Genomic DNA, 11,728 nt, shown 5'->3' with positions numbered 1-11,728 from the left:
TTTTATAGTTCTAATCTTTTAAATACTTTTTTGCAAGCCATGCCGCGCCCATTACACCGGCATCATTTCCTAATTCAGCAAGGACAAATTCAGAATCCAACTTCACCCTATCTAATGCAAATTTTTCGTAATGATTCCTTAATGGAAAAAGCAATTGTTCTCCGGCAGCCGACACGCCTCCCCCTATTACAATTCTTTGAGGGTTTAATACATTAGCTATGTTTGCAGCCGCTAATCCTAGGTAATACATTGCTTTTTCGATAACAGTATCAGCCGTTTGATCGCCTAGAGCTGCAGCTTCAAAAATGTTTTTGGTCGTCAATTGTATTCCTTCTTGCTTTTGTTTATATAGAGAAGATTCCTTATTTTTTTCAGCTTCCATATTAGCTATACGTACGATCCCTGTAGCAGACGATACTGTTTCAAGACATCCAGTTTTTCCACAATTGCAGGGTGCTCCTCCTTCAGGAACGACGGTCACATGTCCTATTTCTCCTCCCATGCCTCCAACTCCATGAAGAATATCTCCTTTTACAATGATTCCACCGCCGACACCTGTGCCAATAGTGAACAAAATCACATCATCTGCACCCGTTCCCGCGCCTTGCCAGTACTCACCTGCAGCAGCCAAATTTGCATCATTATCTACAGCGACTGGCATATCAAGACATTCGGAAAGAATACGTACAATCGGATAGTCTTTCCAGCCAATATTTACCGCAAAATCTACCATTCCTTTTTCCATATTAATAAAACCTGGTACGCCAATACCAGCACCTATAAATTGATTCTTATTCAACTTCAGTTTTGATAAGTGTTCATCAACAGAGGAAGATATGTCTTTAAGAACGTTGGCTCCGTTGTTTGCTTTGTCTGTCGGTATATTCCATTTTTCAAGCAAATTACCTTCTACAGATAACACTGCTATCTTAACGGAAGTTCCGCCTACATCGATCCCTAGTACGTATTGTGCTTCCATATGTAAAGTACAGCTCCTTTGTTGATTCTCATTTATTATCAGATAGTGCAGATTTTTCCCGCCGTAAAATCAACATAGCTTTTTGATACATTTCTTGACTCAATACACCCATTTGATGAGCTTCTCTCATTTCTGCTTCCATTAATTCAAGATCCGCTTGCCGGTCTTTTGTATATACGATTGTTCTAAACTGCATAAGCCATTTTCTAATGTCCGATATTGAATTCATTTCATTATACATAACTTTATTATAGCAACAGAAGTATTGAAAATAAAAGCAAAATGATAAAAGGGATAAAGGATGCAATTTGTTTTTCTTTCAATTTTATCTGTACTATACCTTGACAGATATTTCCTGCTACATAAAAAATAATAAACAATATTATTAGTCCTGTGAACATATACCAAGACCCAAACCAATGCCCAGCATGCCACCCAACAAATAAATAAAACACGGAAACCGCGAGCCATAATTGTTTGCTTTGTGAATGAAAGTAACCTTGGAAAGGAAGAAACGAAAATACTGCTGCTGCTCCTACAATTATCACTAATAAAAACCGGACAACATCAACCGTCCAATGGAGTTCTTCCAGATAAATGATATGATAGCTTGATAAAAGGAAACCAAGATAAGCAAAAGAAGCAAACAATAAAATAAAAAGAACAGATAACATAGTTTGTTTATTTCTTGTATAGACAGAAGCCGCTCCCACAGTCATAGCTGCTAGTATAATTTCCATCATAGATGCAAACATGATTTCCTCCTCATGTTGAGATGATTAATATACTCTATGTTCGTCCAGCAAAATCATAACCTGCAAACTTATGTAAACATTTCACACCCTACAGAGCCTTGTTTATTTCTAAGAACCCGCAGACATTCAAACGTCCAGTACGTTCAGTCTTATTTACATAAAAAAACTGTCTTTTCCTGATTTATTAAATGGAAAAGACAGTTTCCTCGTTTATTTATCTTCATCAATAAGTTGAAATGCGTCAGGCCTTCTATTTTTTAATGGAATCGGCCTTCTTTTTAAAATATCACCAAGCGCGTGAAAAGAAAAAGGGATAAACGGCCATAGATATGGGACTCCTGCTGGTCTTAGCACTACCAATAATAATATCCATACTGTTACACTCGCTATAAAACCAGTGACTCCAAACCAAGCTGCTATCAATAAAAATATTAAACGACACAACCTATTCGCTAAACTCAATTCGTAGCTTGGAGTAGCATAAGAACCAATAGCTGCTACTGCAAGATAAAGTACTACTTCTGATGAAAACAAACCCACTTCAATGGCTATTTCTCCTATTAAAATAGCAGCCACCAGACCAAGTGCTGTTGCTAAAGCGGAAGGCGTATGAATTGCTGCCATTCGTAACATTTCTATTCCTAGTTCTGCAATTAAGAATTGAGTTAAAAGCGGTACCTTCCCTGTTTCTTCTGCTCCAATATAACTCATATATGCCGGCGGGTCGAGTGCCTCGGTAGCAAACAAAAACCACAATGGAAGCAAGAATAAAGATGCAAATACAGCAAAATGTCTTGTTAACCGATGCATTGTTCCTATTACTGGTTTTTGTCTATATTCTTCTGCATGTTGTAAATGGTGCCAAAAGGTACACGGAGTAATAATAACAGCTGGTGATCCATCTACAAATATTAATACATGGCCTTCTAACAAATGGGCTGCAGCTGTATCAGGTCTTTCTGTATATCTTACGAGAGGGTATGGATTCAAATACTGTCCATACAAATATTCTTCAATTGTTTTGTCTGCCATTGGCAAACCGTCAATTTTTATTTTTTCTATACGTTCTTTAATGGTTTCCACCATATCTTTATTTGCTATGTCTTCAATATAGCCAATACATAGATCAGTCAAAGAGCGCTTGCCAACAGATAGATATTCCATCCGCAAACCACGATCTCTTATTCTTCTTCTTGCTAGTGCTGTATTAAATACTATCGTTTCAACAAAACCGTCTTTCGCTCCTCTAACGACTTGCTCTGTTTGCGGCTCTTCGAGACTTCGAACAGGATATTCTCTGACATCGATAAGAATGACCTGCTCTTCACCATCAACAACAAGTGCTGCTGGTCCAGAGAGAACCTGGTCTACTGTTTCATTTAAATTATCACTTGTTTCTAATTCCACATACGGTATTCTTGATGTGATAAGTAACTTTAACGTATCGGCGCGGTATTGAGAATACTTTAAGTGAGCAAGCTCGCGCTGAATCTGTGTCATCGCTGAATCTTTTACAAAACCGTCCACCATATAAAAGAGCATCTTCCTGCCGTTATATTCAACAGGAAGTTCAATAATATCAAAATTTTTATCAATAGCCAGTTCCTCGGAAAGATACTTTTGATTTTCTTCCAATTTTTTACTAACTGGTACACCATTTTTGTCCATTAAATCCACCCCTCTTTCCCATTTTCTCCGCAATTAAAAAAAAAATGCAGACAAAAGTTTATGAATGATGGATGTCATGAATTTTTTTCCTATACATACCCATGAAAATAGACAAAAAGGACAGGGGTTCTTTCTATGACAAAATTATTTTATATAGCATTATCCCTTATTTATTTATTTTTTATTGTTTTTAATCATACTTCATTAGCCACGCATGAACGTAATAAAGAATCTGAATTATCTTTTCAGCACCCAGACAATTTTTTTTCTGATTCGACTAGTACCGTTGAAATCCTTCATATCAGTGATGATGACGAATACCTTTTAGAATGGACAGGATCTTCCGAAACTTATAATGAGGTTTCATTTCAACAAGGCTTTACCTTGCTGTTTGAGGATGGATATTTAAAAGATACATCCTCTGCATGGTCGGAGCATCAAAACGATTTAAATATTACAAAACAAACGAAAGCTGAAGAAAGCAGCCGTTATCATTTATTAACTTTTCATTATGCCGAAGAAGATTCTGAATTTTCCTTTGTTTGGAGTGAAGATAAATTATATGTTTTGGACACACCTATGACCGACATGCATTCTTTTAAAGATCCCAGATCAAAAGAAGACGAAAAGGCTAAAAATATTTTGGACGCTGTAATCGAACAACAACAAGATCACATTGAAAGGATTATTCGCGAAGAAGCAAATCTTCCTCATGATACGCTGCTTTTCCCATTAGAAGACTTAAATAAATGGAAGATGATTACCGATCCTGCTTCAAATAATCACCTTCCACTAGAACAATTAGAAGAAATGTGGGGGGGGATTTACAAAAAGTTATTAGAAGGAAACCGCAAATACCGATCGGAAAATAAAAGAGGAATGCCGTTTATTAGCTGGGATGAAAAACAAAGAAAATTATCTTTATTTATTCATTATAGTCATTTTTAGGAAATAACTGTATTTAATGAGTTTACTCTTTTTCATTTAATAATTCTTCAACTTTTTCAAAGTTCAGCTTTTCATCATTTTCCGATTCATTTGTTTCTTTAGCACGAGCCAAAGCAAGTTCTGCTTTTTCATATTCATTTAATTCTATATAAACTAATGAAAGATTATAATAGGCTTGTGGAAATTCATTCTCAAGTTCTGCAGCCTTCTCAAAGTATTGAGCGGAAGTTTCATAATCTTCTTTTTGAACTGACACATTTCCCATTAAAAAATAGGCCTGAGCATTGTCTTTATTTTCTAAGAGTGACTTCAAAATATATTCCGCCTCTTCAACGTTGTCCCTTTCCAAATGTTCTTGGGCAATTTGTAAGTCAAGCAGAGGAGATTCTGCTTTGCTCTCATTTGCATGCCCATACCAAAACAGTGTGCCGCTTAATACAGCCGTCAAGAAAAAAATAAAAATTTGTCTAAATTTCCAACCATGTTTTGGAAGATGTACAAAGGCTGACGCTAAAAATCCACCTATTAAACCGCCAATATGTGCGCCATTATCAACAGCTGGAACGATAAATCCAAAGGAAAGGTTTATAGCTAATATAATTAAAACGTTCATTCCCATAGTACGAAAAAATAATTTTTGATGAATGAACCCAAAATATAATAATGCCCCAAAACAGCCAAAAATTGCACCTGAAGCACCAGCAGAGATTTGTTCATTGAACGCAAAACTTGCTAGAGAACCAAATAAACCTGCGATAAAATAAATAATAACAAACCGAACAGTGCCATACATCCTTTCTACAGCCCCACCTAAATAAAACAATGCCAACGAATTCATAAATAAATGAAAAAAACCGATATGAAGAAACATGGCAGAGAAAAATCTCCACCACTCTCCTTCTATAATCGCTGGATTATATTTTGCACCAAAATCAATTAAAGTGAGTATATCGGTACTGCCGCCTGCCTGCTCTACTGCAAAAAATACGAGTAAAATAGAAACGAGCAATAAATAAGTAAACCTAGGTTTTCCAAAAAGCAATAAATTTTTATCTTTCTTTTCTAGTTTTTCTTGTTTTCTAAAAACCTCTTTTTTAAAATACCGGGCATAATACTGATGTTCTTCCTCCATTAAATCACGGGAGTCTTCCCAATGCTGTTCAAAACCCATGGTTTTTAAAACATCTCCGGGTTGATCAACGGTAGATTGAGCAGAATCTGATGCTATAAAAAAAGACTTCATGTCCTTTTCGTTTTCCCAATGCTGGGTCAATCTGCTGTTTAGGTCCACTGGAGGATACGTTGAAACGTATATATTAAAAAATGTTAATTTTCTAGCTGGTATTATTTTTTTTACTTTATTTAACATACGTTTTGCTTTTTCTTTATCTATTTCTAAATCTTTCATCCAGTCATATTCGACTTTCACGATACGTATCGCAGCTTTTTTGCCATTTTGTTCTTTTTCTATCCACACCTGCTTATTATCAGGACTAATATCAATAATGCGTAAATCTTCTTTTATGACTAAATGATATATAAATTTCCAAAAAAGGTGGTTTGGCTTCACACACTGTCATCCTTTCAAATGGAGCGACCGGTAGAGAAATTGAGCAGTTTCAGCAAGAGAAAAATGTTCAGCAAATGGAGGACACCCTCGAGTTCTCTTTTCATTGCGTGTATTTAAAAATATTGCGTCCCAATTAGCAGCGATTGCTCCTTGCACATCAAGCTTCCACGAATCACCTATAAACAAAGCTTTATTCTCCTCACCATTTATTTTCTTTAAGGCAAGGTCAAAAATTTCCTTTTCGGGTTTTTCTGCACCTGCATCTTCAGAAACAATGAGGTGTTCAAACGGAATATACTTATTTATATCTAACTGAACTACTTTACGTTCTTGCGTTTCCCGTTTTCCATTCGTTATAATACCCAAATTTATTTTTGCATCTTTTAAAGTATTCAGTAGTTCATGAAGCCCTTTATAGGGGACACTATAACCAACCACCACTTCTTCGTATTGGTCGTGAAAATTTTTTGCACTATTTGGTTCAACCGGCAGTCCGAATGTTTCCATCGTTTTTTCATATCGAACTTTTCTATATGCGTCATGGGACAATTTATTGTTTTCAAAATTCTCCCAATAATAATCGCAATTATATTTAAATGTACGAAACCAGTCTTTGATATTAATGGACGGCAAATCGTCATATTTTTGATTCAATTCTTTTAACGTCTCTTCAAACGTATGCATGATAGCATGTTCAAATGCTTCTTCGTGACTGAATAATGTATTATCTAAGTCAAAACATATTGTATTCCACAGCATATTACAACTCCCCCATCTCCATATTATAGCAATGCATCTTCTCCGCATCGAATAATTTACTTTTTGATGACGCAATTAAAAAGGAAAAAAGGTCCCCTGTCTTTTTATTAGACGGCGACCTTTTATCCAAACATATTTTATTGTGTAGAAAATGGGGTGAGCATATACTTCCGTACTAAAGGGATACGTAAAGCAATAGTCACTGCCACACGCCGCAAAGGACGGTTTAACAGAAAGAAATGAAGAAAACGTCCTCTGAATTGCATAATGAGAAAAACTATAACAAATACCATAATAATCATTTTCCAGTTTCTAAACATGACTCGCCCTCTTTTTACCTGTATATTTTGCAGATTTGCTGCGATTTATACAGATAAACCAAAGTCTTTTTTGATTTGTTGCTATGCCTTTCAAACCAACTGTCTCTTCTTGTTAAACGATGATAAAACTTCATCCCTAACGAATAATTCCCGTTTCTGTAATCAATGCAGTTAAAGGTATGTCATGACACTCACTAGGAACGTAATCAAATAATTGGAAGTCTAGCACTAAAGAACACGTGGTAACGTTCAAACTTTCTAAAAAACGATCATAATAGCCCCCGCCAAAACCAATTCGGAATTTTTGTTTATCAAAAGCTAGCCCTGGTACAATAATTAAATCGAAACTTGTTTTAGTTATGAGTCGTGTTACCGATGGATCAGGCTCTAAAATACCGGCAAAATCTTCTCGCGTATCATTAAAAGAGTCTATTACATAAAAATCTAATGCTCGATGTTTAGGATTTACTTTTGGAACTGCCATAGTTTTACCTTGTTCCCAGCCCTTTTCGATTATTGGTATTGTCTCTACCTCATTATTGGTAGCCATCGTTATAGCGACCCTGGATGCCTTTTTCCATATGCTCCAATGAAATAAGTGATCATACACTTTATTACTTTTAGTATTTATTAGATGAACCGGTAATTCTTCAAATTGATTTCTAATATGTAAGCGAAAATCTCTTTTTTGATTCATCATGTTACTCCTTGCTATACAATTTTACATGTATTAGAAAAACTACGATTTTCTCATCAAGTTTAAGGTGAAAAATCGTAGTTTGTTTGATATTATTAAAACTTAATTTCTAACAGTGTTAGAAAAACTCGGCCTAGCATCAAGTCCAAATTGTGAAAGCCTTCATCTTTTTATACTTTAATTCCTTAAGCAAAGTTAAATATAAAAAAAGCAGAGGAGCATTCCCTCCACCTGCTTATTTTGTTTCGCGATGCACAGTGTATTTGTTCAATCGCGGACTAAATTTTCTTAGTTCAATGCGTTCTGGGTTTTTACGTTTGTTTTTAGACGTAATATAATTACGGTCGCCTGACTCTGTGCAAGCTAACGTTACTTGTACACGCATGACGCATTCCCTCCCCGTTTTTCATCTTCTTTCATACTTATCAATAATAGCAAATACACGTCTAGCTATCAAGTTATAATTGCAAAACCACCTTCATTTAACAAAAAACCATTCTCCTTTTATGTAGAAGCATGTATAATATTCTTAGAAAAACTTGGGATTTTACAATCGGAGGAATATTATGGAATGGTTAATTATTATATTACTCTTAGTAAGTGTTTTGCTATTTAGTTGTTCTTTTTTATTAAAAAACAAAGATCAAACAAAAGATGAATTAGAGCAATTGTCGCTAAACATAATGGGTGAAGTGTACCACATAAAAAAAAGACTCCAATTGTTAGAAGAAGAATTACTTACAACGGTTAAGCCTACCCCTCCTGTGAGCCGTTCAAAAACAAACAAAGAGCTGGTAAATGAAGCTTATAACTATTTTCAGCAAAACATGAGCGTTCATGAAATTGCTGCGGCTATGCAATTAAAAGAAGATGAAGTCAAGTACTTGCTAGCCAGTCTGCAATAAGGAGGTTAAAAAATGAATAGAAAAGGGGTTCAAATTTTTGCTGCTGGCTGGTTTTTTGCTGCATGTATTGTTTGTATTTATTATTTTATTTTCACCTCTCATCCTTTAGTAGGTCCTGAAAATACTTCTTATCAAGACGTTGAAAACGATTCTATTGAGCAGCTCGATGAACAAGAAATCATTTCATATCTAGAAGCAGAAGGATTTACTGTTTTACACAATAAGGAAGCAGAAAAACTAGATCAAAACAAAGAATCACAACAAAAAGAAGCCTCAAATGATTTTCCTACTCATGCTGTCTTACATATAGAAGAAGGAATGAATAGTAATGATGCTGTGTCATTGCTTAATCGGTTAAATATAATCGAAAACATGGATGCTTTTAAAGAGGAGCTGCAAAATAGTGAAGCCGCTACCAAAATTCGAGCCGGTTTTTATGAAGTGAATAGTGACATGACGGAAAAGGAAATTATTACGAAGATAACAAAATAACAACATACTAGGAAAAGCGCAAGCGCCCTGGTCAGCCGCGACAGGTTCTGGAGCTTTCGCGCAGGGTCGCCTGCGGCCCGGAGTCGAAAGGGAAGGCATCAGACGTTCAGCTCATTTTAATGAACTTCTACTAAGATCGCACACGTCGACGCATAGGATGTGCTAATGTCGCCAATGCCACAGGACGTGGCGTTTTTGGCGACGAGTGTGCAACGTAGAAGTCACTACATCGTGTGGAAGTACGTCCTGTGCCAACGCTGAACTGGCTTGCACAGGAGGTGTGGACTTTTGCGTTGCGACAGGACGTCGCGGTTTTAGCAAAAGTTCCTCTTTCTCGTGTGCGCCTGAGCGGCTGGGCGCTGAAGCTAGACATGTAAAACGCCAAATATTTATACTTTATTACCTTTTAGAATAACTCAGCTTGCCGCCGAGTCCTTATGGCGAATGTCGTAGTTTTGCTTATCCTTTAATCCTTTAACAAAGTTAAACATTTTCTAAAATATAAAAAAGGCTGATGACAGCGTAAAAACACTGCATCAGCCTTTTTTATTCGTCTGTATCTTCTGGCTCTATGTTCGGACGATCTTTTCTTAAATCAAAATAAGCATCCAGTGATCGTCTTGCAATGGTATTAGCAATACCGCTTGTTCCGCCAGAAGAGTCTGTATAGACATAAGGAACAATGACACCAATGGCTACTTCTGGATCATCATATGGAGCATATCCAATAAACGCTTGGTTATTTCCTTCCACTACCCTGTCTGTACCATCCTGGCGTATTCGTATTTCTGCTGTACCAGTTTTTCCAGCAGCTACATATTCTGTATTATTAAAATAAGAGCGAGCCGTTCCTCTACTGCCATTTGTTACTCGCCACATCCCTTCTTGAGCCATGTTGATGTACTCATTGTTTATATTTACTTTATTCATCACTGTAGGCTCAAACTGCTGGCGAACTGCCCCAAGTTTGGATTTGTCGGCACTTGCTTCACGTATCTGTTTAACAAATTGAGGTTTCATGCGATAGCCGTCATTAGCAATAGTTGCTGCATATTGAGCTAGCTGCATAGGGGTGTAAGTGTCAAACTGTCCAAAACTGAGATATAAAAGATTACCTGGACTTGCATTCCCTCCATTTATACCTGTAGATTCATATGGAAGGTCCACACCTGTTTCTGCTCCTAACCCAAATTGGTCATAGTAGTAGCGGAAAGTATCATAAGCTTCATTGTATTCGGTCGTATTCCACGTTTGACTCACACCATAATTATAGCCGGCTAATTCCATAGCTATGTGCGCCATGAACACATTAGAAGACCTTTCAAGCGCCGTCAAGTAATTTACTGGCCCTAAATTAGACACAGAGCTTATTGGCGGGGTGTAAGGTATGTTTAACGTTCGATCGACCACGACTGAATGTTGGTTAATTACACCTGTTTGCAAGCCCAGCATTACCGTAGCTGGTTTTACGGTAGACCCCATTTCAAACGAGCTCGAAACGGTGCCAAGATGATCAGAATAACCCGAAACGGACAATATTTCTCCTGTCTGCGGCTCCATCATTACCACATAAGCCTCTTTGTCATTAATAAAGCTTCCGGTTGAGCTGTCTACTTCTTCATCAATGATGGTTTCCACTTCTTGCTGAAGGGCCATATCAACCGAAAGAATTAGGTCATTGCCACGGCTTCCATCGCTTTCTTCCCCGGAACTATTTGATTTATTGTCACTAGAAATTTCACCTTTGTTACCTCGAAGAGCTTCTTCGTAATATTCCTCAAGAAAACTCGTTCCTACCTCATCAGATCTATCATAGCCTTTTGCCAAATATTCATCAAGATTTTCCCGCGGAATAGAACCAGTACGTCCAAAAAAGCGGGGAAAAGCATCCTCATATAAATACTTTCGGTTTGCATCGCGTAAAATGTCAACTCCCGACAAATTATCCAATCGTTCGCTAATACTATGGGCTTCTTCTCGTGACAGCCCTTTTTTAATTCGCTGTGGAGAATCATAATAACCGCTTGTCATTTCTCTCCAAATTGCTACAATTTCTAGTTCCTCATTTAATTCATCTAACTGCTCTTCTGTAATTCGTTCCAACTGCAGGTCATATAACTCATCATCATCTTCTATTGTGTTCCTATCTTCTTGAGTAAGTAATTCAGCGGCCTCATCTGGATGTGTCACCAGCCAATAGTCTTTTTTATCCCGCTCTGGAATATTCTCTATCTCTTCTCTATCGACTTCAATTAATTCACTCAGCTCCGTCGCAATACGTATCCTCTCGTTATCAGAGACATCTTGTTCATTAGTATATGTAAGAGATAATACCAGTTCATTATCGACAATAAGTTCCCCGTTTCTGTCATACATAAGACCGCGGGGCGCATCAATTCGAGCTGTTTCACTGCTTGTTTGTTCAAGTTCACGTTCAAACTCATCGCCTTGAACAATTTGAATAAAACCAAGTCTTAAAATTAATGCCGAAAACAATATAAAAACAGCAAAGAATAATAAATTTAACCGGAAAGGAATTCGATTCTTTCCATCTTTATTTTTTGCCACATCTATTCCTCTCCCTTTACCAGCTATCATAAAATTTGTGAAGGCAACCATCCTTATTTTAGCACAT

Annotated in this window: 13 protein-coding genes; 3 read left to right on the top strand and 10 right to left on the bottom strand. The window is 36.8% G+C overall.

The annotated features are described in order from the left end of the window. Positions 1–10: 10 nt before the first annotated feature. The 4 genes from FZF09_RS03050 to FZF09_RS03035 form a co-directional block, all read right to left on the bottom strand. Positions 11–979 carry an ROK family glucokinase gene (locus FZF09_RS03050; protein ID WP_158735109.1) on the bottom strand — a complete coding sequence of 323 codons (969 nt, stop codon included), beginning with the start codon at positions 977–979 and terminating at the stop codon, positions 11–13. Between the two features lie 28 nt (positions 980–1,007). Further along, positions 1,008–1,208, bottom strand: a complete 201-nt coding sequence (locus FZF09_RS03045) for a YqgQ family protein (RefSeq protein WP_255450319.1) — start codon at positions 1,206–1,208, stop codon at positions 1,008–1,010. A gap of 19 nt (positions 1,209–1,227) precedes the next feature. Beyond that, a complete protein-coding gene (locus FZF09_RS03040; protein ID WP_158735107.1) occupies positions 1,228–1,734 on the bottom strand; it encodes a hypothetical protein in 507 nt (168 codons plus the stop codon). Positions 1,735–1,944: 210 nt separating this feature from the next. Then, positions 1,945–3,402, bottom strand: a complete 1,458-nt coding sequence (locus tag FZF09_RS03035; RefSeq protein WP_158735106.1) for a spore germination protein — start codon at positions 3,400–3,402, stop codon at positions 1,945–1,947. Positions 3,403–3,537: 135 nt separating this feature from the next. Between FZF09_RS03035 and FZF09_RS03030 the strand changes: the two genes are divergently transcribed. Beyond that, a complete protein-coding gene (locus FZF09_RS03030; RefSeq protein WP_158735105.1) occupies positions 3,538–4,350 on the top strand; it encodes a hypothetical protein in 813 nt (270 codons plus the stop codon). 22 nt (positions 4,351–4,372) lie between these two features. Here the strand turns inward: FZF09_RS03030 and FZF09_RS03025 are convergent, their stop codons facing one another. From FZF09_RS03025 to rpmG, 5 genes are all read right to left on the bottom strand, one after another. Further along, complete coding sequence (locus FZF09_RS03025) at positions 4,373–5,920, bottom strand: rhomboid family protein (RefSeq protein WP_158735104.1); 1,548 nt, start codon at positions 5,918–5,920, stop codon at positions 4,373–4,375. Between the two features lie 6 nt (positions 5,921–5,926). Then, positions 5,927–6,679, bottom strand: coding sequence for an HAD family hydrolase (locus FZF09_RS03020; protein ID WP_158735103.1), 753 nt, complete (start codon positions 6,677–6,679; stop codon positions 5,927–5,929). A gap of 137 nt (positions 6,680–6,816) precedes the next feature. Then, positions 6,817–6,999 carry a hypothetical protein gene (locus FZF09_RS03015; RefSeq protein WP_158735102.1) on the bottom strand — a complete coding sequence of 61 codons (183 nt, stop codon included), beginning with the start codon at positions 6,997–6,999 and terminating at the stop codon, positions 6,817–6,819. Between the two features lie 136 nt (positions 7,000–7,135). Continuing rightward, complete coding sequence (locus FZF09_RS03010; protein WP_158735101.1) at positions 7,136–7,699, bottom strand: 5-formyltetrahydrofolate cyclo-ligase; 564 nt, start codon at positions 7,697–7,699, stop codon at positions 7,136–7,138. 232 nt (positions 7,700–7,931) lie between these two features. After that, positions 7,932–8,081, bottom strand: coding sequence for a 50S ribosomal protein L33 (gene rpmG / locus FZF09_RS03005; RefSeq protein WP_091587194.1), 150 nt, complete (start codon positions 8,079–8,081; stop codon positions 7,932–7,934). A 181-nt stretch (positions 8,082–8,262) separates the two neighbouring features. On the opposite strand from rpmG, the gene FZF09_RS03000 reads away from it, so the two are divergent. Next, positions 8,263–8,601 carry a hypothetical protein gene (locus FZF09_RS03000; RefSeq protein WP_158735100.1) on the top strand — a complete coding sequence of 113 codons (339 nt, stop codon included), beginning with the start codon at positions 8,263–8,265 and terminating at the stop codon, positions 8,599–8,601. Positions 8,602–8,613: 12 nt separating this feature from the next. Next, positions 8,614–9,093: a hypothetical protein gene (locus FZF09_RS02995; RefSeq protein ID WP_158735099.1), complete on the top strand. Its 480-nt coding sequence runs from the start codon at positions 8,614–8,616 to the stop codon at positions 9,091–9,093. Positions 9,094–9,639: 546 nt separating this feature from the next. Here the strand turns inward: FZF09_RS02995 and FZF09_RS02990 are convergent. Further along, complete coding sequence (locus FZF09_RS02990) at positions 9,640–11,661, bottom strand: penicillin-binding transpeptidase domain-containing protein (protein WP_233269387.1); 2,022 nt, start codon at positions 11,659–11,661, stop codon at positions 9,640–9,642. Positions 11,662–11,728 lie beyond the last annotated feature (67 nt).

Source organism: Alteribacillus sp. YIM 98480, from assembly GCF_009765375.1.
GTDB lineage: Bacteria > Bacillota > Bacilli > Bacillales > Marinococcaceae > Alteribacillus.
Note: the sequence above shows the minus strand (reverse complement) of the source record. Positions and strands in the feature narration are given on the sequence as shown.